The following is a 20475-nucleotide window of genomic DNA, read 5'->3' on the forward strand; positions in this document are numbered from 1 at the left end:
TGGGTCCTTGTCGGGGTAGCTCCGGCGTCCCCTCGTACATCATCGTCGTCGTCCGAGCGCGAGCGGGCCGTAGACGATGTAGGAGTGGCCGGTAATCCAGCCGATGTCGGCCGAACACCAGTAGGTGTCCTCGGGCTTGATATCCAGGACCGACCGGGCGGTCCAGGCGACGTGTGCGAGATACCCGCCGGTCGTGTGGGTGACGGCCTTCGGCTGGCCGGTCGTCCCCGATGTGTAGATGCGAAAGAGCGGGTCGTCCGCCGCCCGCGAAACCGGCTCGACTTCCTCGCCCTCGTGGGCCGCCAGCAGGTCGTGATAGTCGTCGTAGTCGTCGCCTAAGTGCACATCACGGCCCAGCCGGTCGAGCACCACGACCGACACGTCGTGGTCGACGGCGATGCGCGCGTTATCCGCCTTGTTCTTTTGTGCGACGGCGCTACCGCGGCGGTAGTAGCCATCGCAGGTGATGAGGTACTCCGAGTCGCTCGCTCCATTCGCGTCGCCAGTGCGTCCGCGGAGAACCCGGCGAAGACGACGTTGTGTGGCACACCCAGGCGCGCACAGGCCAGCATCGCGACCGGGAGTTCGGGCACCATCGGCAGGTACAGCGTCACCACGTCGTCCGGGCCGACGCCGCGCTCGCGCAACGCCGCGGCGAAGGCGTTGACTTCCCGGTACAGTTCGAGGTAGGTGTAGGTGCGGGACTCGCCGAGGTGCCCCTCCCAGACCAGTGCGAGCTGGTTCTTCCGCTCGGGGAGGTGTCGGTCGAGACAGTTGTATGCGGCGTTTAATCGGCCACCGGGGAACCATTCGAACGGTGGCCCGTCTGTTCCACGGAGCACCGTCTCGAACGGAACCTCCCAGTCAAGCAACGCGGCGGCCTCGCGCCAGCAATCGGGCCACTCCCGTTCGAAGCGGTTGTAGACGGCCGGGTCCGTCACGTTCGCCTGTTCGACGAACCAGTCCGGTGGTTCGACTGTCTCTCGCCCCGTCTGGGACTGGCCCCGATCCGGTTCGTCACCCCGTGTCATCAGTTGACAGTACACCGCCGTACTCAAAAAATATCCTATCTAATTGTGCACGATTCCGCTGTGAGTGGCTCACCAGTGCAGTCGGCCGTTCTCACTTTCGACACTGGCGACGGAACTTATATTGAGTCCTGCGGTCAACGAGTGTACGAGAGGCCGGTACGGGGTATGAGCGACACCGAAAAGAAGATCGCCGATACGAAGGGGCAGTTCCTTCAGGCGGTCTCACAGGGCCAGCGCCTCACCGACGCCGAGTGGCGAAACTGTCGCATTATCCTTACCACCGAGCGGGTCGCCCTGCTGGGTGACGACAAGCGACAGATTTCACTGACCGACATCGACCGTATCGCCGACCGGTTCGACGTGAACCAGCAGAGCGCCGGCGTCTCCGACTACGTCGCGCTCTACGTCGGCGAGGACGTTATCCTCGTGTCGGCATCGGACCACGGGACGTTCGAGACCGACTTCTACCGGGCGAGTCTCGACGGCGCAATCGTGCTGGTTCAACACCCTGCACTGAAAGGCGGCGTCGTCCAGTCCGCCGAGTGGACGAAGGGTCGCCTCAAAGTGACCGACGAGGCGCTGAAACTCGCGATGGCTGACGGGCAAGCCGTTGTCATCGACCGCGCCGACATCGGTGACCTCGCTGTCGAAGAGAAGCAGGTCAGCGGCGAGGAACGGACGGTCATTCAGGTCGAGCACAGCGAGGACGACATCAGCGTCGAAACACATCTCGCGGGCGAGGAGTTCCACGCAACCGTCCTCCGGACGATGCTCGAAGAGAGCGCCGAACAGAACCAGGCCGATCTGGACCTGAGCTCGACTGAGAAGCGGGTAATCATGGCGCTGCACTCCGGCGTGTCGCCGTTCGACATTCCCAACTTCGTCGGCATTGACGTTGAGAAAACCGAGGAAATCTTCGACCGACTGATCGAACTCGACGTGATAAGCGTGCTCCGGGAGCGGACGGAAGTGAATCTGACGACGAAGGGCCGTCGGGTCGCCGGCGAGCGGATGGGCGAGCAGTAGTCCGTACCCGGAACCAGTGAAGCATCGCGAGGACCGACTGTCTCGGACGCTCCCTCCCGTTCGGTTTCGACGCCACAAACTGGACATGCGTGGCGAGTAGACGCCGACCAATCTCGGTAAGGCCGCCATATTGAAGCCCCTCCTCCGTCTGCAACAGGTATGCACATCGATACGGCTGTGGTCCTCGCTGCGGGTGAAGGGACTCGCCTCCGGCCGTTGACGCGAAACCGGCCAAAACCAATGCTTCCGGCCGCGAACCGTCCGATCCTCGAACACGTCTTCGACGCACTAGTCGAGGCAGGCATCGAGAAGCTGGTCGCCGTCGTCGGCTACAAGCGCGACCGCGTTCAGGACCACTTCGGGCCGACGTACCGTGGCACTCCTATTTCCTACGTGAGCCAGACGAAACAGCTCGGTAGCGGGCACGCGCTCCTCCAGGCGCGGAGCGTCGTCGACGGCCCGGTTCTGGTGATGAACGGTGATCGTCTCGTCGACGCGGCCACTATCGAGTCGGTAGATACCTCCTACGCGGAGACTGGGCACACAAGCATCGCTGTCATCGAACGACAGGACACCAGTCGGTACGGTGCCGTCGAGGTACAGGACGGCGATATTGTCGACATCGTCGAAAAGCCCCAACACGACGAGTTCAGGCTCATCAACGGCGGCGTGTACGCCTTCGACGGCGACATCTTCGAGGCTATCGACGAAACGACGCGGCACGCCGGCGAGCTGGCATTGACCGACACTATCGAACTCCTGCTCGAATCTGACCGCATTCAGGCAGTCGAGGTCGACGGCATGTGGGTCGACGCGACATACCCGTGGGACCTGTTGACCGTCGCGCGCGAGGTACTGGCGCGGGGTCGGGTCGTCGAATCGGCCCGCGACGAGCAGGTATGGGTCGACAACTCCGCACGCGTTCACGACGAGGCGACCCTCCAGTCGCCGGTCGTCATTGGCCCGGACTGCGAGGTCGGACCGGACGCTGTCATCGGTCCGAACGTCGCGCTTGGCCGTAACACCACTATCGGGGCCAACAGCGTCGTCCAGCACACCGTCCTCGACGCCGATACGCGTGTCGACCCGAGTTCGACCCTCGTCGATACTGTCACCGGTCAGGACGTGAACCTGGGCGTCAATACGGTCGTCCCCGGCGGCCCGGCCGATGTCCAGGTCGGCACGGAAGTGTTCGAAGAACAGCGGCTCGGTGCCGTTATCGCCGACCGTGCTGTTGCACTCGGTGACGTGAGCTTCGTCTCCGGATCGCTCGTGGGCCCCAACGCTCGGCTCGCCACTGGCGTGACAGTCGATGGAACCGTCCGCGAGGGCGCGGAGGTGGTCCGCTGATGTGTGGTATCATCGGCTGTGTCGGCCGCGGCGACGAGACGCTCGATACGCTCGTCCACGGCCTTTCGAAACTGGAGTACCGCGGGTACGACTCCGCTGGCGTCGCACTGGCGAACAGCCACATCGACCTGTGCAAACACTCCGGCAAAATCGCCGACTTGCGCGACGCGCTGTCGGAACGGACGCTCTCGGGCTCGGTCGGCATTGGCCACACTCGCTGGAGCACGCACGGCCCGCCGACCGACGAGAACGCCCACCCCCATCAGGATTGCACCGGTGAGGTCGCAGTCGTCCACAACGGTATCATCGAGAACTACCAGTCCCTGAGAGACGAACTCGTGAGCGCCGGCCACACCTTCACATCTGACACCGATACGGAGGTCGTCCCCCATCTCATCGAGGACGCGCTGGACGCCGGAGCCGACCCCGAAGACGCTGTCAGAGAGACGGTCAGCCGACTTGAAGGCAGCTACGCCGTCGCCGTCGTCATCGCCGGCTGTGACTCGGTGTTCGCCGCGCGGAACGACTCGCCGCTCGTGTTAGGCATTGACGACGATGCGACGTATCTGGCCAGTGACGTACCTGCCTTCCGGGACTTCACCGACAAGGTCGTCTATCTCGCTGACGGCGAGTTCGCCCGACTCAACGGTGATGGGTGGACTGTGACTGACATCGACGGCAATGTCGTCGAGAAAGACATCGACACTATCCAGTGGGACCCCGAGGAGACCGGCAAGAGCGGCTACGACCACTTCATGCTCAAGGAGATTCACGAACAGCCGCGCGCGCTCCGGCAGTGTCTCCGCGGCCGCGTCGACGAACTCGCCGGGACGGTCGACATCGGCGACCTCGGAGATCTCTCCCCGACCGGCGTCCAGTTCGTCGCCTGCGGGACCTCCTACCACGCCGCCCTGCACGGCGCGCAACTGTTCCGCGAAGCCGGTATCCCCGCCCAGGCGTTCCTCGCAAGCGAGTACGCCACTGCCACGCCACCCATCGGTGACGCGCTCGTCGTCGGCGTCACACAGAGCGGCGAGACCGCGGACACGCTATCGGCACTTCGGGCGGCCCGCCGCCGTGGCGCGCGCACGCTGGCCGTGACCAACGTCGTCGGCTCTACCGCGGCCCGCGAGTGCGATCACGCGCTGTACATCCGTGCTGGGCCGGAGATCGGCGTCGCCGCGACCAAGACTTTCGCCTCACAACTGGCCGCGCTGAACCTGCTCGCGCTCGGAACGTCCACAACCGGCGACGCCCGGCAGGTCATCAGCGCGCTCCGCGACCTCCCCGGCCACGTTCAGGAGGTTCTCGACGAATCTGCCGCTCAGGAGGTCGCTGAGTTGTATCAAGACGCCAACGCCTACTTCTTCATCGGCCGCGGGTATCAGAATCCCGTGGCGCTCGAAGGCGCGCTGAAAATGAAGGAGATTACGTACAAGCACGCCGAGGGCTTCGCTGCGGGTGAGCTGAAACACGGCCCGTTGGCGCTGGTGACCGAGAACACGCCCGTGTTCGCTATCGTGACTGGTGACGACGAGCGCACCCGCAAGACGATCGGGAACGTCAAAGAGGTCGAAGCAAGGGACGCGCCGGTGGTCGCGATTACGGACGGACAGAGCGACGTTGAACGGTACGCCGACCATGTGCTCCAGATTCCGGAGACCCATCCGCGAGCCGCTGCAGTGCTGGCGAACACGCATCTGCAACTGGTGTCGTATCACACGGCTGCGTTGCTGGGGCGGAACATTGACAAGCCGCGGAATCTGGCGAAAAGCGTGACAGTCGAGTGAGCAGCGCGTAGCTGGCTATTTGCGGCTCTCTGAGAGCTCTACCGGATCGGGGTTGCCACTAATTTAGCTGTTGTTGAACCGGAGCGGCTCGCTTTTCCAGAGCAGGCTACAGAGGTGGGGGCAGAATTTCTCTAGGGTCGCGCAACTTAAGATGTGACAGCACCGTGCATAGAGTGTATAACTCGTATGCTTCCCAGGGTTTGTGCCGCGATACCCTCTGCTGGAGCGTTTTTCGGAGATACGTGAGTTCACTACGAACGGTGTACTCCGGCCGATACTGGAGCAAGTGGGTCGTACAATGGCCTGCTAGTTCTCACCGATTTCTGTATGCCATCACGAGGTCAATAAGAACGCTCCAGACCTGCCTTGAAACAAGCTTCATATCATAGCTAAACGACTGGTCACGCACGTATTCGAGGTCGTATCGTAGCTTTTCGCTCGGCTCTTTTCCAGTCACATGATTAACCTGGGCAGGCCCGGTCAGGCCTGGCTTGACGAACCATCGTTTCTGCCAGTCAACGACACCGCTCTGGATATCCGAGTCCAGTTCCGGCCGTTCTGGCCGTGGGCCGACGACGCTCATATCTCCCCGTAGTATCGACCAGAGCTGTGGGATCTCATCCAAGTGCGTCTGTCGCAGCACTCGGCCAACCGATGTCACGCGTGGATCGATCCCACCCGCATCCTCGTCACTGATTTTCACGCCGGTCTCGTCTTCGGCGTTCTCGATCATCGACCGGAACTTGTAGATGGAGAAGGTTTCTCCGAAAACTGCTGTTCGGTCTTGCTGGTACAGTATTGAGCCACCGTCTTCTGCTTTTATCCCAAGTATAATGCCAATAATCACGGGCGATAGCGCGACCAGCCCAGCCGATGCAAACGCGATATCGAACGCGCGCTTGAGAATATAGTCCTGTATGTCCCATGGCTCGATCTCCACGTCGATCAGGGTTCCGACGCCACCGCTGGCGGTCAACACAGAGTCTGTATGGTCGCGATGGACTTTCGCGTTGACACCGTACTCGTAACAGGCGTCGAGAGCGCCGAAGAACTCCGCCCGGTCGGCATGTTCAAACGCCAGCACAACAGTATCGATATCATACTCGACGAGTACGTCCTCGATTCGCGAGAGGCCACCTAGCCGTTCCAACCCACTGGTGTTAGTTCCGCCGTCAGCGATGGCTTCGGTCCGTTCGACTGTCGTAATGACACTCGTTGGACAGAGATAGCCCAGAAGCGTCCCGTCGACTTCACTTGCCACTTCTTCTATCACCTTGAGGTCGTCCCCAACGACGATGGTTCGTTCGCCGTTTGACGACGGCCGCTTGCGAATCCACACGAACCATGCGGGCAGTGCGACCAGTAATAAGGGAGTTACTAACACGACCGTCAAGCGCGGCAATCGGTACGTGTAGTCGAAGTAGCCGATTGTCGCCAGAACAAGAACTGCTACGAGCACCCGCTTCTGGGCCAGTGCTATAGCGTCGAGAATTCTTCGCGGGCGGGGTTTGTACAGTGGGAGGAACACACTAACGACGACTGCGATTGTGACCAACAGTTCAAACGTGAACTCCGACCCAGTTGGGGGGTCAGTCGGTAGCCGATTGAACACCGGGATGGTTGTCGCTATCGACTGGATGGTAGCGTTGTTAACAAGTGCGACGGCGGCCGCTGTCAGCACGACGACGCCGGCTACACTTGCGACCCGGTACCGCCAGCCACTATCCATTATCAGTGTGATTGCCGAGTTCCGGGATAAGTCCTGCGTCCCGGGACTCAAATACTGAAGTTCCTGTAATCAAACCGCCCTGAATAGACGGTGTGCTACTGAGAGACAGTATTGCACGAGAGCTGTTTGCGTACTGACGCACCCACGACGAACGTGCCAGCGCAGTCGTATGGGCTATCACAATGTCGATCTCAACTGGTTACTGACCAGGCTATCCTGTGTTGGCCTCTCACTCGCTTGCAGCGATGTTCTCGGCAGCCATTTCCGGGTCAATCTCGCCCTGCAGCCGTTTCTCGGCCTGGTCGCGGTCCGCTGGATAGCCGATATCGTTCCGCCAGCCGTCCATGCGGATCGCGTCGATCGTCCGCCCGGAGTGCAACAGGAGGTCAATCGCGTCACTGATCTCGTACTCGCCGCGGTTGGAGGGCTGTACCAGATGGCAGGCGTGGAAGATGGCCGGCGTGAACGTATAGAACCCGGTCATCACTAGGTTCGACGGCGGGTCCTCCGGTTTCTCGACGACTTCGGTGATCTCGCCGTACTTGTTGGTGTCACAGACACCGTACCGCCCGGCCTCATCCCATGGGACTTCCTCAACGAGGAAAGCGGCGTCGGCACGTTCCTCCGCCTGCCGGTTGACGACATCTCGGAGGTTCGCTTCGAAGATGTTGTCGCCGAGCATCAGCATGAAGTCGTCGTCGACGTGCTCCTCGACGGTCAGAAGCGCGTGTGCGAGGCCGTTCTGTTCGCGCTGGTGGGTGTAGGTGATCGGGACGCCTTCGAACTCGTCCTCGTAGTGATTAATGATGGCCTGCTTCTTGTAGCCGACAACTACCAGCAGTTCGTCAGCGCCTAGTTCGATCAACTGCTCGAAGCAGTGGGTCAGAATCGGTTTCCCCGCGACCTCTACCATTCCCTTCGGCTTGTCTTCGGTCAGCGGGCGGAGACGGGTCCCCTCACCAGCGGCGAGTACGACAGCTTTCATATATCTCAATTCGTTGGCCGTCCGATAAAACTCTTGTCGAATTATAAGATCCGAATTATAATATCCGCCCCTCGACTACTGCCGCCCGATGAACGTCAGTATTGTCGGGAGCGGATACGTCGGGACGACGGTCGCGGCGTGTCTTGCGGATCTCGGACACGAAGTGGTAACGATAGACATCGACGAGGACATCGTCGACACGGTCAACGACGGCCGGTCGCCGATACACGAACCTGGCCTCGACGAACTCGTCGCCGAACACGGCGGCGGTCGACTTCGGGCAAGTACCGACTACGACGAGATCCTCGATACTGAACTGACGATGCTGGCGCTCCCGACGCCCTCGAACGACGACGGGAGCATCGACCTCCAGTTCATGGAAGCCGGTGCGGCATCCGTCGGCGAGGCGCTGGCCGGTGCCGAGAACGCGGCAACGGATCCACACCTCGTCGTCACGAAGTCGACTGTCGTCCCAAACACGACCGAGGACCGGCTCGCCCCCCGTATCGCCGACGCCGGTCTCGAACGCGGGACGGACTTCCTCGTCGCGTCCAATCCCGAGTTCCAGCGCGAGGGGACGGCCGTGGCGGATTTCCTGAACCCCGACAAACTCGTCTTCGGGACGGACGACGACCGTGCGACGGCGCTTCTCAACGAACTGTACGAACCGCTTCGCGAGGCCGCTGACGATGATGTGCCGGTCGTCGAAACCGGTATCGCCGAGGCCGAGATGATAAAGTACGCCAACAACACGTTTCTGGCGACGAAAGTCAGCCTCATCAACGACATCGGGAACATCTGCAAGGAGTTCGGCGTCGACGCCTACGAGGTGGCCGATGCCATCGGACTCGACGACCGCATCGGCGAACAGTTCCTCCGGAGCGGGGTGGGATGGGGCGGCAGTTGCTTCCCGAAGGACACGGATGCCATCATCGCCGCGGCACGGGAACAGGGCTACGACCCTGCTGTTCTTTCTGCGGCCGTAGAACTGAACGACGACCAGCCCAAGCGCCTCCTCTCCCTACTTGACGACCACGTCGACGTGTCCGGCAAACGCATCGCCGTTCTCGGCCTGGCGTTCAAACCCGGAACGGACGATATCCGGAACACGCGCGCGGTTCCGGTCATCGAGGGACTCAAAGAACGTGGCGCGGAAATCGTCGCCTACGACCCCGTTGCCACCGAGAATATGCGCGAACGCTATCCCGACATCGAGTACGCCGACTCGGCCGCAACCGCTCTCGCGGGGGCATCAGGCGCTGTTGTCGTCACTGACTGGGACGAGTTCGCAGCGCTCGACGCTGCGTTCGACGAAATGGCAGACTCCGTCGTCGTTGACGGTCGACGCATCATCGAGCGGCGCGACGGCATCACCTACGAAGGATTGACCTGGTAGCGCGGTCAGTAACCTGCCTGTATTCGCCTGTCGACGACGGCTACCGTGCCGGCAGCGAGTAGCGTCACAACGAGCACGGTCGGGTCCGAAGACACGTACAGGCTCGGCGTCGGCGGCCGCCAGTTCGTGAACGGATACAGCCAGGCGCTCGCTCGCCCGTCGGCGTACACCCGCATCCCATCGAGCAGCAGCGACGTGAGGCCGCCGAACGTCACGAGTCCGAACACGCGCCGCCAGTGGCGTCTCTCGAATGCGACGGTGATGACACCGGCCAGTAGCAGGACTCCGCCGAGTGTGGAGAGGGGCGCATAAGTGAACGGCATGCCCAGAAACGCTTCGACAGTGCTCCCGTCCACCACGATCCCGACTTTCACCAGATCGGGAATCGCCGCACCGCCCATCCCAACGACGACCCAATGCTGATTGAGCCAGTCGATGCGCCAACTCGCGACCGTCAAAAGGATGTATGGTACGAGCAGGTGAGTCAGCAGGTCAGCCATTGCGTGCCTCCATCGTCCACGTCTCTCGGTCAATTCGCCAATACCGGAAGAACAGGAGCAGGAATCCGAGTGCGCCGACAGCCGAGGCACCGTACTTGTAGAACTCCGCCCACCGACTGCTGTTGACGACTTCGACGCGCTCGGCCGCTATCGTCTGATTCGATTCAAGCGTTCCGTACACCTGAACGACGCCACCGGGTTCGACGGCCGCTTCCGTCCCAGTGACCCTGAGCGTTATTGCCGTCCCGTCGCTTTCGGCCCTGATTGCCATTCCGCCATCGCCGGTCTCTGTCACCGTTCCAAACACCATGAGGTGCTGTCCGACGTACGACTCGTACCCGGTCGAAAGGTCCGCAGCATCTGGATACGGGGACCGCTGCTCTTCTGTAACTGCCGCGTGGACGAACAGTCCACCGAGCATCAGACACAGCACAAGTACGATGCCGGCACGAACCCAGACGCGCACACTCTCTGTTCTTTCGGTGGGTACAATGGTCCTTTCGCTTCAGAACCACAGCGTGTCTGTCTCCGAAAATCACTCGATAGTGACGTTGCCGCCGTCGTACACTGTCCGTTCTGTGACTTCGACAGTCGTTTCACTTCCGCTATCGGTCGTCACGGTGTACGTCCCGGGGTTTGCGACGGTAACAGTGAACTCACCGTTGCGGTCGGCTGTCGTCTGGCGCTCGTAGTCGACCTCTCTGTCCGAGACAGCGACTGTCGTTACGACCGAGACGGTCGAATTCGGGGCTGCAGTCCCCCGGATCTCTCCACCGGGAACGACCGCGAACGCCTTGTGGCTCCCGTCTTCGCTCGTGAAGAGCGGCCGGTAGCGGGCCAGTCCGTCCACATCTCCGTTCTGGCTTCCGAAGTGCTGGTGTAGTCGAGCGTACATCGTGCTCGGTTCCTCTAGTTCCATCTCTGTCGTTACGACGTATCCGACTCGACCGGAAATCCGATTGTGGGCCTCATCAGGGTCCGTTGCTGCGACAAACGGACCGTAATTCTGGCGGGCGTAGCCGTAGCTCCGTGACTCACCGTTGACGAAGTAGTTGTACACGCGGTTCTGTCCCCAGCGGCTGAGGACGTAGTTTTCGGGGTATTCGAGCCCGCGATCGGCGGCGTCTGCCTCGATTGCAGTCGCCGCGTCGTATGTCCCGTCCTCGACGAGCACCTGACTCGTCTTCACCGGCACCTGCACCATTCCGAGGACCCCGAACAACAGGAACAGTACGACCAGCGACGCAACTGCCCGGGTGTCGGGAACGAGTACGTCCCGTAGGTCGCTGTCGCCAGTCGTCAGCACCGGTCGGGCGAGATCGACCCACGAGGCGGCCCAGACGAACGCGAGGCCGGCGAACAGTGCGAGAAACGGGGCCAGTTCGCCGACGAAACGGACCTGAATCACGGCGAGAGCGAACAGCACCCAGGCATAGCTACTGGCGACGAGCCAGCCGCTCCGGTCGTTCCGAGCGAGGTCGATGCCCCACACCATCGCCGGGAGTGCCAGGAACAGTGTCAGGCCGAGCAGGAACAGGAAGCCGAAGGCGTCTGCGCTGAACAGTCCGTACGTCTCGGCGATCGCGTCGGACCGAAACAGCGTATCGAGCCGCCTGTCGAACGTGGCCCACTGTTCTGTGAAGCCGAAACGAAAGACGAGGATGGTGACGATGCCAAGCCCGAGATCGACCACAGCCAGTTGTCTGGCAATGCCACCGAATCGCCTGGCCGCTTCTGCTGTCGCGATGACGACGACAGTGCCCAGCGTCAGCAGTGCTGGCGTGCTAGCGACGAGCGCAGTCTGCCAGCCGGTGACAGTATGAACACTCCAGGCGAGTATCGCGCCGAGGCTAACGCCGGCAAGGACCGGCGCGTTCCTGACCAGTGCCGACCGGTCGTTTGAGCCATCCAGCAGTGTCTGTCCAAGCACCACCAGACAGACCGGCAGGACAAGCAATGGCCCGGCTTCCCACGCAAGTACCTGTCCGGCAATCCCGACACCGATACCGACCGCGGCGATCCACGGCTGTGGTCGACGAAGCGACGTTCGGCTCGTGGCCGTCGTTAGCGCGACCACGAGTGCAAGCGCGGTGAGTCCCAGCCAGGGATAGTCGAAGGCGTGGTGATCTGCGAAACCCAGGCTCGTCCGAAAGGCGTGGCCGGGAATAAATGCCAGGAAGAGGACCGATGCGAGACCGACACGCCGATCGCTGGACACCCGCACCGCGAGTAGATAGAGCAGGACGCCCGTGACGAGTGCCGACACGACCGGATACCAGGCGAGAACGTGGCCAATAACTGCTTTGCTCCCGCCGAAGAGGCTGGCGACCCACCAGAGCGTCGCGATCGTGAGTGGCTCCCCGTTGGTTACTACATCCGGAATCACGGAGAGCGCTCCGAAATCGGCCGCGCCGCCGGCGTTGGCCGCGACCTGCTCGACGTGATACCTGTAGTAATACGGATCGTTACTCGACAAGACGATGTCGTCGCCGCGGTAGATCGACCCGATGACGTACGTTCGGGCGACAAACACGACCGCTAGAGCAGCGACGAGCAGGCCAGTTGCTCGCGCGTCGAAATCAAACCGCAGCGCGTCACCGAGAGCCGTCCCGCTCTCGCTGTCGCTGCCGACCCCGGATTTGCCGTCGAGTGCGGCCCGCACGGCGTCGGGATCAGCGACGCGGTACTCGTCACCGTCTTTCTCGACGATGCCCGCGGAGACGAGTTCACCGAACTGGCCCGAATCGATGGGAATGTCGTCAAACGTCCAGCCGTCCTGTTCGTCGTCGACGGCCAGAACCGCCGCTGTCGCGTCTCGTAGCTCGGGCCGGTCATCGAGTACCGCTCCCGCCCCGGGCGTATCGCTCATGTATCTTCTCTTTCCGGTCTGGCGAATAAATCCATCGGGACTCGCCGTCTACGTGTTTGCCGACTCTAGCGCCGCTCGAATCGCCGATTCTACGTCGTGTTCCGGCGTCCAGCCAGTACGTCCGTCGTTCGGCCGGTGTCGACCGGGAACGAATCGACGAGCGTCTCGTCGTCGCCACGCGGGTTCTCGACCAGTTCCACGTCGGCATCAATGTCGGCGGCCGAGGCGGCGATATCCTCGACGAGTTTGGCGACGGTGTGAACGCCCGGGTCTTCGTCGCTGGCGATCTCGTATTTCTCGACGCCGGTCTCGCCGCGGTCCAGTTGCTCCAGTAGCCGTTCGCAACTGTCGACGTACGCCCGGGCCACGTCCTTGACGTGAATGAAGTTCCGGGACTGCGTCCCTGGCTCGTAGACGGTCAGCGTCTCGCCGGCGAGCGCGCGGTTCACGAAGAAGTTGATGACAGTCCCCTTTGAGACGGTTTGACCGTCTATCTCGTGACTGCCGTAGAGGTTCGAGATCATGAACTGGTGGGCCGGGAACGTGCCGTCGGCGTACGTCTCGATGTCACGCTCGTTGAGCAGTTTCGTCCGCCCGTACCAGTTCAGCGGGTCTCGGGGGTGGTCGACTGTAATCGGGAACTCCTGTGGGTCGCCGATGACGGCCATCGAGAACGGGAAAATCAGCGCTGCGCCAGTCTTCCGACAGAACCAGGCGACGTTGTCGGTTCCCTGGACGTTGACCTCGTAGGCAAGGTCCTGTTTCTCCTCACAGTCGTCAACTCCCGACACCGCGGCGAGGTGCATCACAACGTCGGCCCCGTCTAGCGCCGCCTCCAGACGGTCTCGGTTCCGGATGTCGACGTGTTCGATGTCGACATCGCCGACTGACCGCACGGTACCGCGATAGAAGTTGTCGATGGCAGTTATCTCCCAGTCGGGGTGGGCCTGCTGTAGCTCGTAGATGACGCGGCTGCCGATGTAGCCCGCACCGCCGGTGACGGCGATGTGAGGTGTGTTGTCTGTGGGTTCTGTCTCAGGCATTGGTGGTGAATTTCTCCGCGAGGTCGCGGACGCCCTCGCGGAGCGTCCACGATGGTTCGAAGCCGGTCCCGCTCAGTCGGTCGAAGTTGACGTGATACGACGGACCGGGATGCTCGTCTTCGAGGTAGGTCACGTCGACTGGAGCGACCTCGTCCGCGACGATGTCTGCAATCTCCGAAATCTGGTAATTCGATTCCATCGACCCGACGTTGTACACCGGTTCGTCCCAGGACTTGGGATCGCACACCGCCTCCGCGTAGGCGCGGGCAGCGTCCTGAACGTGGATGAACGGCCGCCAGTTCGAGCCGTCGCCGTAGACAGTGAGCGGGCGGTCGGTGAGCGCGCGGAACACGAAGTAGTTCACGACGAGGTTGAACCGGATGCCCGGCGAGTGGCCGAAGTTGGTAGCCATTCGCAGGGCGGTGCCAGTCATATCGAACTCCTCGCAGTACTCCTGCAGTAGCGTCTCGGACTGCAGTTTCGTCTCTGCGTAAGGGTTGATGGGATCCGGGTCGACCGTCTCGTCGATGTCGGTGCTGGTCGCGCGGCCGTAGACGTTACACGAAGAGGCGAAGACGACGTGGTCGACGCCGAGTTTGCCGGCCGCAGTCAGGACGTTCTCGGTGCCGTCGTAGTTGATGGCGAAGGTTTCGTCGTGGCGTTCGTGTGTGCTCGACGCACCGGTGATGGCAGCGAGATGGATGATGCGGTCGACGCCGCGCATGGCGCTCTCCACGTCGCCGTACTCGCGGACGTCGCCACGGCGGAATTCGAGCCCGTTGCCAAGTGTCCCTAGCAGCGCTCGCGGCGACCCCGAGGAGAGGTCGTCGAAGACGACGATGTCGTCGACGCGGTCGTCCTCTCGGAGCAGTGGAATCAGCGCGCTGCCGATGTAGCCACAGGCCCCGGTGACCAGCACGTCCATCGTCAGTCCTCGCTCAGGACGCCCGGCAGGAACCGGTCCTCGTGGGCTTCGATGGTGTCGGCGTACCGCGTCAGCGTCTCGAAGATGTCGCCGACGCCGTCCTCGAAGGACTGGGACTGGCCGCCGATGAGGTCGTCGTAGCGGTCGTTCTCGATCTCCATCTTGTGGGTCTCGTCCTCGTCGCGGGGGTTCTCGAAGTGCTCGACGTCGACGTCGAGGTCGTACTCGCCGCCCACGTCGGCAATCGTCTCGGCGATTTCGACGATGCTGATGGCGCGCGTGACCTGATTGTACACCGTCAGTCCGTCAGGACGTTCGTCAGGGTCGGTCAGCGCCACTTCAGCCAGCCCTTCGACGGCGTCCTCTAGCGAGATGAACGGCTTGCGCTGTTCGCCCTTGCCGTAGACGGTGACGGGGTAGCCCGCGACGGCCTGCGCACAGAAGCGGTGCGTGACCGTGCCGAAGTAGTAATCGAAGTCGAAGCGGGTCTTGAGCCGGTCGTCCTCGCGGGTCTCCTCGGTCTCTGTCCCGTAGACGATGGCCGTGCGAACGTCCGAAATCGGGATGTCGAACTGCGTGTGGGCCAGGCGCATGTTCTGTGCGTCGAAGCCCTTCGTCGCGTGGTACCAGCTCCCGCCCATGTTGGGGAACGGCACGTCGTCGCGCTCGCTCTGGTTCTCCATCGCCGCACCGCCCTCCGGAATCGGGAACTCCGGCGCGCCGTAGACGCCCGTCGTCGTCGTCTCGACGAAGTGGGTGTCAGTGAGGTCGTGTTCCTCGAGCCCCCACAGGAGGTTCCGCGTCGCCTGGAGGTTGTTGTGCTGGGTGTAGTTCGCCCGCTCGCCGTTGATCTGGGAGTACGGCGCGGAGGGCTGGGCGGCGGTGTGGACGACGACCTCGGGTTCGTGGACCGTCAGCAGTTCGTCGACGAAGGACTTCTCGGCGAGGTCGCCCTCGACGAAGGAGAGGTTCGTCAGCCCGTGGACCTCGCGAGCCGCGTCGAGGCGTTCGTCGATACTGGCGACCGGTGTCGCGCTCGTCGCGCCGACGTCCTCGACCCACTCTCTTCGGGCGAAGTTGTCGACAAGCAGCACTCGGTCGTCCGTTCGGTCCGCGATTCGCAGTGCGGCCGGCCACCCGACGTAGCCGTCGCCGCCAGTGATGAGGATGGTCATAGTTACTCAGTTAGTGAGTAACTGCGACGCGTAATCAATCTTCTGTTCAGTTGCCTGCTAGTCTCGTACAGCCTGACTACTCATGAAACACGTATTCGTCCTCAAAACAGCACTGTTCACCCGCTACTGGGTGATATCGAACTGCTCGAAGTATTCCGTGACGTACTGGTTCGCGTCTGCCGGAACCTCTGTGACGATGCGATACGAGTCGTGCTGGTCGTCGAGTGCTATTTCGGCCCCGTTGTCGGGGACGGCTCGATACACAATTGGTACCGTGTGCCGGGAGTCGACGCCATCAACTGAAGAAACGTCCCAGAAGTGTTCGCTGACACCGAGCTGTTCCGTCGCAACCGATGTGAGGCCAAGCTCCTCTCGGGCGATGCGCGCCGCCGCGTCGTCCAGTCGCTCCCCCTTGCAGAGGCGACTCCCCGGCCAGAACCACTCGCCTTTGGCTGGCTCGTTCTGACGTCGTGTGAGTACGATTCCGTCCTCGTACTCGACGACGAGGTCGACACAGGGCTGGGGCATGTTGTCGAGACAGGTGGCGAACGTCTCCGTCGGAATGCGTTCGTCGTGGCGGTCCATACCTCCCGCTTGCGGGCCGCCGGTGAAACCGCTCCGCTTCTCGCTGTTTCGCAACCGTTAAAACTGCCCCTGTCTTCTATCCGATTGCTATCGCACGGGCCGGTGGGGTAGCCTGGTATCCTTCGGCCTTCGGGTGGCCGTAACCGCGATTCGAATTCGCGCCGGCCCATACCATACAAACCCTTTTTCCCGGGTTTCCTAACAGTTAGCGGCCGCTCTACGGGGTGGTCACTGTGAGTATTCCGCGGACTCACGAGCTGTCCATCTGCGACTACTGCGGCGGCTACATCGAATCACCACGACAGCCGTGCCCGGCGCTAGACGAGGGGGTGTGTCGTCCATGAGCCGTGCCAGCCGCAGCTGGCAAGCGAGCGACGACCTGCCTCAGTCTGTTGGTGGCCCGTCGACGTTGTCGATGCCCGACGACTGGACGCTGTCGACGGCGTGGAAGCGCGCACAGTCCGAGAACGACCGAGGCGGCGCTATCAACAACGCCGAGCGTGTCGTCTACCTGAGCGACGGCGACAGCACTCACCGCGTGCTGTGGGCGCTACAGGGCCGCACACTCGTCGCAGACTGCGACTGCGCCGGCTACCAGTACCACGGCGGATGGTGTGCCCACGTCGCTTCGCTGTGGTGGCAGTGGGTCCGCGGGCAGATCGTCGTCGCACATCTCGACACCGGCCGCGAGTACCCATCACCACCAGCATGGCTCCTCCTCGACGACGAACCGACCGCTTTCAACCAACTCACTCCTGCCGAACTCGACGCTTACCTGACCTGTGACCTCGGAAGGCTCGGGGTTCGGGAGTACGCCCGACTCTCCGGTCGCTCGCCCGGAACCATCGGGAACCTACTCCGCTCTGCCCGTGACGAGATGGAGGGCCGCCGATGACACAGGCGCGCACGCCCGCCCTAGCGCGTGACCTTCTGGCGACCCCACGGGGGGCTGTCCTACACGTACCAACATCGGCGTCCGTCACCGCGCCGTATGGGGATTCGGCCCCGTCTTACGAGGAGGTGGCTAGTCAGACATGACTGGTGGAAGCCAACTTCACGAAGAAGATGGGAGTGACAAAATCACCTTCCGTCTGTCGACCACGCTGAAAGAACAGTACAAGGAACAGGTCGACAACATGAGCGCCGATCTAGAGGAATACGTTCGTCAGCGCGTTTCGGAGCCGGAGACTGATGGAGGGCTTGAACCATATGCTGACCCGGACAATCGAGAACTTGCCATTGCCTACCGGACGCTCTGCGAGAAGCGCACTGATAACGGCATTGTCCGAGGAGAAAGCGCGAAGCGTGCACTTGCTCAGGCTGTCGATAGTATCGACCAACAAGACGCACAGCGCCTTCTTGCCCGACTTGAGAAACGCGGGTATGTCCATCTTCAGAACGGGATACCACCAAGCGACTACACCGCTGTCCACGTCCGACCGTTCTCACGTAAGGGTGGAACTCAGAACCAAACTGCCGATGCGTGATATCCGTCTTGCTTAGTTAATTATTAACTAAGCAACAGGTTTTATTTTGTATATAGCCCCATCAAAGACTATGACTCGAAATACAACCGGTGTATCGATGCCCGAGTCAATGGTCGAAAACATAGACGAGAACTACATAGCAGCCGGATACCACAGCCGATCTGATTTGATACGAGATGCGATTCGTGACAAGTTGTCTCAGATTGAACGCCAGTCAAAGTAACCCGTTTCTCTATTCTCTGTTGTTGACAACAAGCGAGCACCCTTGTTAGTAGTGCCACTATCGCCGGCCGCATGGCCGCCAGTGAGGAAACAGACAGCTCCCAACCCGCGGATCCTTCTACAGTAGCGGAATTAGAGGCGCTACCGTACAGCGAGAAACAGCGTCTCGCTGGGGAACACGGGTACGGGCGAATTGTCGGTGTAGAGGAGGCAGAATTAGAGAATTTTCTCACAGATACACTCGCACTCAGTGAGAGCGAGAACGTCGACAGTGGCAACGATAGCGAACCGGAGGGAGGAACCCAGACAGTGACAAACTCAGAGAGTACGAGCGCCAGCACAGAGACACAGACAGACGCTATCTCCGTCGGTCACGAGGGGAAAGAGAAGCTATCCCCTGAAGGAGCGCCAGACGACGAAGGAACAGCAGTAGAACCACCCAGCGGTGTCGACTTAGACGGGCTGTCACCAGACGACCTCGAACCGAGTGAGTCGGCGTCACCAGCGAATCAGAGCGAGAATAGCGAACACGCTGAGAAACCAGAACAGCAGGAGCAGAACGACAGTAGCGAGAACAGCGAGGATAGCGGTGGCCTGTTGGACCGGATACGCGGCAATAGCGACCGTTCAACAGACGAAATCGTAGCGGAAGCAGATAGCGAGGGAGAACGACAGCGCCGCGAGGAAGTCCGTGAGACGTTCGCTGATGCCTTCGGGGAAGAGTCAGGAGAGAGCGGCGACGGTGCCGAGGGACAACCCGACTCCGGCGGTGACCACTCACCAGCGGGAACCCAGCAGGCCAGCGGCATGGTAGTTGATGAGACGGTCGTGAAGCACCTCATTGGAATGCCCTTCTCGATGACCGCGACGATGACTGACTGGGAGGGCTGGGAACTCTCTGAACAGGAGAAAGCGGCCAATGCAGAGCTGTTCATCGCCATGTGCGACGAGCACGATGTCGATGTCGGCCCGACAGCGATGTTCGCTCTATCGATGCTGGGAACCGCTGGGGGCCGAGCGATGCGCTATCGTCGCCATCGAGATACTGACCCGGTTGAGACTGACCGGAAACAGAGCGAAGACGCTCCTGAATTCAACGACGACGTGACAGCGGTACGCGGTCAGGACGGCCGCCGAGATCGCCGCGACACTCGCGCCGAACACAGAGCAGAACAGAGCGAGAACAGCGCAAAAAGCGAATTCGATTTTGAAGACAGCAGTACCTGGTAATCATGCAGGAAATCATTCAGCAGCTCGCGTTAGTAGCGAGTCAGGCAGACGAATCGCCCGAAGAACGAACGCAGCGACTCAAACAAGTTGCCGACGACAGTGGCGCAACGGCCCGGACACTCTACGAGGTAGAGGAAGATCTTCGCGGACTGGGATGGTCCGCCCTCGTCGACAATGAGGAAACAGTCGACCAGATCGAGGCGAAGCTACAGGGGTTCGCTCCGATGTTCGGCCTCGACCCACAACGCGCGGAGGACCAGTTTGGTCCTGAGACATTCATCCATCTCTTCTCGCAGTACGCGCTTGCGAGGCCGGAGGCGACAGCCTACGCTATCGCTACGCTTGACGACGTACTCACCCGGCGCGGGCTGTACGATGAGCTTGACGTCGACGTACCGGAACCCGGCGAGTACAGCGGCAGCGAGGGGCAGTAGCAAGCGATGGATATTGACCTGAGCGAAATCTCGGTCATCCTCGGCCAGAAGAACTCGGGGAAGTCAGTGCTATTCGAGCACCTGCTGACCCAGACAGAGCGCTACATCTGTATCGATCCGAACGCCGAACATGGGCCACCGGGTGCGGTGTTTCCCGATAATCCCGGTGACGTGCTCGACCACTGGATGCGCGGCAACACTCAGCAGGTGATTCGAGAGAACCCGTTCACTGAAGATGTCCTCGACGAGTACCTTCGAGCGTTCGGCCAGCTCAAGCGGTGTTACCTCTATCTCGATGAGGCACACAACTGGATGTCCGCACATCATATTCCCGAAGTCCTTCAGCACCTCGTGAAGTGGCACGTCACCCACGCTAACTGTGGATTAGTACTCGCCGCTCACAAGGCGAAAGAAGTCCACGATCAGATCTGGACACAGACGGACAACTACCTGATTTTCGCCTACGGAGACCACGAAGACAGCAAGTTCAGTAAGGTGAGTATCCCCGACAAACACCGGGTGACCGAAATGGACCCGAACGCGTACCAGTTCCTCACGTACAAAGATGTGGCTGGAGCATCATCGACCATCCGAGGGCCGGTTGAGATTCCGGCGCACCTACGATAGCGTAAAATAGCGCGTACAGACTTCTCGCGGCCATTCGCTATCGGTGTTGTCAACAAACAAATACTGAATCA

At 61.4% G+C, this 20475-nt stretch carries 18 protein-coding genes, 1 tRNA gene and 2 pseudogenes; 11 read left to right on the forward strand and 10 right to left on the reverse strand.

What is annotated here, in order from left to right:
• Positions 1-1031: pseudogene (locus tag GJ630_RS11005) on the reverse strand (AMP-binding protein); the annotation flags it as partial.
• Positions 1032-1196: 165 nt separating this feature from the next.
• On the opposite strand from GJ630_RS11005, the gene GJ630_RS11010 reads away from it, so the two are divergent.
• From GJ630_RS11010 to glmS, 3 genes are all read left to right on the forward strand, one after another.
• Positions 1197-2057, forward strand: a complete 861-nt coding sequence (locus GJ630_RS11010) for a CheF family chemotaxis protein (protein WP_014039463.1) — start codon at positions 1197-1199, stop codon at positions 2055-2057.
• A 159-nt stretch (positions 2058-2216) separates the two neighbouring features.
• Positions 2217-3407 carry a bifunctional sugar-1-phosphate nucleotidylyltransferase/acetyltransferase gene (gene glmU, locus GJ630_RS11015; RefSeq protein WP_191449886.1) on the forward strand — a complete coding sequence of 397 codons (1191 nt, stop codon included), beginning with the start codon at positions 2217-2219 and terminating at the stop codon, positions 3405-3407.
• The gene (glmS, locus tag GJ630_RS11020) at positions 3407-5197 is read left to right on the forward strand and encodes a glutamine--fructose-6-phosphate transaminase (isomerizing) (RefSeq protein WP_014039465.1); all 1791 of its coding nucleotides are present in this window, start codon (positions 3407-3409) and stop codon (positions 5195-5197) included. The genes glmU and glmS overlap by 1 nt, the downstream gene beginning before the upstream one ends.
• A 313-nt stretch (positions 5198-5510) precedes the next feature.
• Here glmS and GJ630_RS11025 read toward each other — a convergent pair whose 3' ends face one another.
• Complete coding sequence (locus GJ630_RS11025; protein WP_146417977.1) at positions 5511-6926, reverse strand: sugar transferase; 1416 nt, start codon at positions 6924-6926, stop codon at positions 5511-5513.
• 229 nt (positions 6927-7155) lie between these two features.
• Positions 7156-7911: a UTP--glucose-1-phosphate uridylyltransferase AglF gene (aglF, locus tag GJ630_RS11030; RefSeq protein ID WP_014039467.1), complete on the reverse strand. Its 756-nt coding sequence runs from the start codon at positions 7909-7911 to the stop codon at positions 7156-7158.
• An 88-nt stretch (positions 7912-7999) separates the two neighbouring features.
• Here aglF and aglM point away from each other — a divergent pair, with 88 nt between their 5' ends.
• The gene (gene aglM / locus GJ630_RS11035) at positions 8000-9307 is read left to right on the forward strand and encodes a UDP-glucose 6-dehydrogenase AglM (RefSeq protein ID WP_014039468.1); all 1308 of its coding nucleotides are present in this window, start codon (positions 8000-8002) and stop codon (positions 9305-9307) included.
• A 5-nt stretch (positions 9308-9312) separates the two neighbouring features.
• Here aglM and GJ630_RS11040 read toward each other — a convergent pair whose 3' ends face one another.
• The 7 genes and pseudogenes from GJ630_RS11040 to GJ630_RS11070 all read right to left on the reverse strand — a co-directional run bounded on the left by GJ630_RS11040 (position 9313) and on the right by GJ630_RS11070 (position 16404).
• Positions 9313-9807: a hypothetical protein gene (locus GJ630_RS11040; protein ID WP_191449887.1), complete on the reverse strand. Its 495-nt coding sequence runs from the start codon at positions 9805-9807 to the stop codon at positions 9313-9315.
• On the reverse strand, positions 9800-10273 hold the full coding sequence (locus tag GJ630_RS11045; RefSeq protein ID WP_151102891.1) for a hypothetical protein: 474 nt from the start codon (positions 10271-10273) through the stop codon (positions 9800-9802). The genes GJ630_RS11040 and GJ630_RS11045 overlap by 8 nt, the downstream gene beginning before the upstream one ends.
• A 69-nt stretch (positions 10274-10342) precedes the next feature.
• A complete protein-coding gene (locus GJ630_RS11050) occupies positions 10343-12676 on the reverse strand; it encodes an STT3 domain-containing protein (RefSeq protein ID WP_191449888.1) in 2334 nt (777 codons plus the stop codon).
• A 48-nt stretch (positions 12677-12724) separates the two neighbouring features.
• A pseudogene (locus GJ630_RS11055) lies at positions 12725-13719 on the reverse strand (NAD-dependent epimerase/dehydratase family protein).
• Positions 13712-14644 carry an NAD(P)-dependent oxidoreductase gene (locus tag GJ630_RS11060; protein WP_191449889.1) on the reverse strand — a complete coding sequence of 311 codons (933 nt, stop codon included), beginning with the start codon at positions 14642-14644 and terminating at the stop codon, positions 13712-13714. The pseudogene GJ630_RS11055 and the gene GJ630_RS11060 overlap by 8 nt, the downstream one beginning before the upstream one ends.
• A 2-nt stretch (positions 14645-14646) precedes the next feature.
• Entirely contained in the window at positions 14647-15819 is a 1173-nt protein-coding gene (locus GJ630_RS11065; RefSeq protein WP_050037528.1) for an NAD-dependent epimerase/dehydratase family protein, read from the reverse strand.
• Between the two features lie 123 nt (positions 15820-15942).
• A complete protein-coding gene (locus GJ630_RS11070; protein ID WP_014039475.1) occupies positions 15943-16404 on the reverse strand; it encodes a GDP-mannose mannosyl hydrolase in 462 nt (153 codons plus the stop codon).
• A gap of 96 nt (positions 16405-16500) precedes the next feature.
• Here GJ630_RS11070 and GJ630_RS11075 point away from each other — a divergent pair.
• The 7 genes from GJ630_RS11075 (at position 16501) to GJ630_RS11105 (ending at position 20404) form a co-directional block, all read left to right on the forward strand.
• Positions 16501-16573, forward strand: a tRNA-Pro gene (locus tag GJ630_RS11075).
• Between the two features lie 171 nt (positions 16574-16744).
• Entirely contained in the window at positions 16745-17299 is a 555-nt protein-coding gene (locus GJ630_RS11080; protein WP_191449890.1) for an SWIM zinc finger family protein, read from the forward strand.
• A gap of 139 nt (positions 17300-17438) precedes the next feature.
• Positions 17439-17891 (forward strand): hypothetical protein, encoded by a 453-nt coding sequence (locus tag GJ630_RS11085; protein WP_058992735.1) that lies wholly within the window; start codon positions 17439-17441, stop codon positions 17889-17891.
• A gap of 97 nt (positions 17892-17988) precedes the next feature.
• The gene (locus tag GJ630_RS20585) at positions 17989-18114 is read left to right on the forward strand and encodes a ribbon-helix-helix domain-containing protein (RefSeq protein ID WP_371727430.1); all 126 of its coding nucleotides are present in this window, start codon (positions 17989-17991) and stop codon (positions 18112-18114) included.
• A gap of 71 nt (positions 18115-18185) precedes the next feature.
• Positions 18186-19343, forward strand: a complete 1158-nt coding sequence (locus GJ630_RS11095) for a hypothetical protein (RefSeq protein WP_191449892.1) — start codon at positions 18186-18188, stop codon at positions 19341-19343.
• 2 nt (positions 19344-19345) lie between these two features.
• A complete protein-coding gene (locus tag GJ630_RS11100) occupies positions 19346-19777 on the forward strand; it encodes a hypothetical protein (protein ID WP_058992730.1) in 432 nt (143 codons plus the stop codon).
• A 6-nt stretch (positions 19778-19783) separates the two neighbouring features.
• Entirely contained in the window at positions 19784-20404 is a 621-nt protein-coding gene (locus GJ630_RS11105) for a hypothetical protein (protein ID WP_058992728.1), read from the forward strand.
• Positions 20405-20475: the final 71 nt, after the last annotated feature.

Source organism: Haloarcula sp. CBA1122, from assembly GCF_009741785.1.
Classification (GTDB): domain Archaea; phylum Halobacteriota; class Halobacteria; order Halobacteriales; family Haloarculaceae; genus Haloarcula; species Haloarcula hispanica.

Bases quoted from the DNA above. Each gene is read 5' to 3' on its own strand.
- GJ630_RS20585 (WP_371727430.1), top strand. From the start codon at position 17,989: ATGCCCGAGTCAATGGTCGAAAACATAGACGAGAACTACATAGCAGCC.
- GJ630_RS11105 (WP_058992728.1), top strand. From the start codon at position 19,784: ATGGATATTGACCTGAGCGAAATCTCGGTCATCCTCGGCCAGAAGAAC.
- GJ630_RS11025 (WP_146417977.1), bottom strand. From the start codon at position 6,926: ATGGATAGTGGCTGGCGGTACCGGGTCGCAAGTGTAGCCGGCGTCGTC.
- GJ630_RS11085 (WP_058992735.1), top strand. From the start codon at position 17,439: ATGACTGGTGGAAGCCAACTTCACGAAGAAGATGGGAGTGACAAAATC.
- GJ630_RS11065 (WP_050037528.1), bottom strand. From the start codon at position 15,819: ATGACCATCCTCATCACTGGCGGCGACGGCTACGTCGGGTGGCCGGCC.
- GJ630_RS11060 (WP_191449889.1), bottom strand. From the start codon at position 14,644: ATGGACGTGCTGGTCACCGGGGCCTGTGGCTACATCGGCAGCGCGCTG.
- GJ630_RS11070 (WP_014039475.1), bottom strand. From the start codon at position 16,404: ATGGACCGCCACGACGAACGCATTCCGACGGAGACGTTCGCCACCTGT.
- GJ630_RS11040 (WP_191449887.1), bottom strand. From the start codon at position 9,807: ATGGCTGACCTGCTGACTCACCTGCTCGTACCATACATCCTTTTGACG.
- glmU (WP_191449886.1), top strand. From the start codon at position 2,217: ATGCACATCGATACGGCTGTGGTCCTCGCTGCGGGTGAAGGGACTCGC.
- GJ630_RS11010 (WP_014039463.1), top strand. From the start codon at position 1,197: ATGAGCGACACCGAAAAGAAGATCGCCGATACGAAGGGGCAGTTCCTT.
- GJ630_RS11050 (WP_191449888.1), bottom strand. From the start codon at position 12,676: ATGAGCGATACGCCCGGGGCGGGAGCGGTACTCGATGACCGGCCCGAG.
- aglM (WP_014039468.1), top strand. From the start codon at position 8,000: ATGAACGTCAGTATTGTCGGGAGCGGATACGTCGGGACGACGGTCGCG.
- GJ630_RS11095 (WP_191449892.1), top strand. From the start codon at position 18,186: ATGGCCGCCAGTGAGGAAACAGACAGCTCCCAACCCGCGGATCCTTCT.
- GJ630_RS11100 (WP_058992730.1), top strand. From the start codon at position 19,346: ATGCAGGAAATCATTCAGCAGCTCGCGTTAGTAGCGAGTCAGGCAGAC.
- glmS (WP_014039465.1), top strand. From the start codon at position 3,407: ATGTGTGGTATCATCGGCTGTGTCGGCCGCGGCGACGAGACGCTCGAT.
- aglF (WP_014039467.1), bottom strand. From the start codon at position 7,911: ATGAAAGCTGTCGTACTCGCCGCTGGTGAGGGGACCCGTCTCCGCCCG.
- GJ630_RS11080 (WP_191449890.1), top strand. From the start codon at position 16,745: ATGAGCCGTGCCAGCCGCAGCTGGCAAGCGAGCGACGACCTGCCTCAG.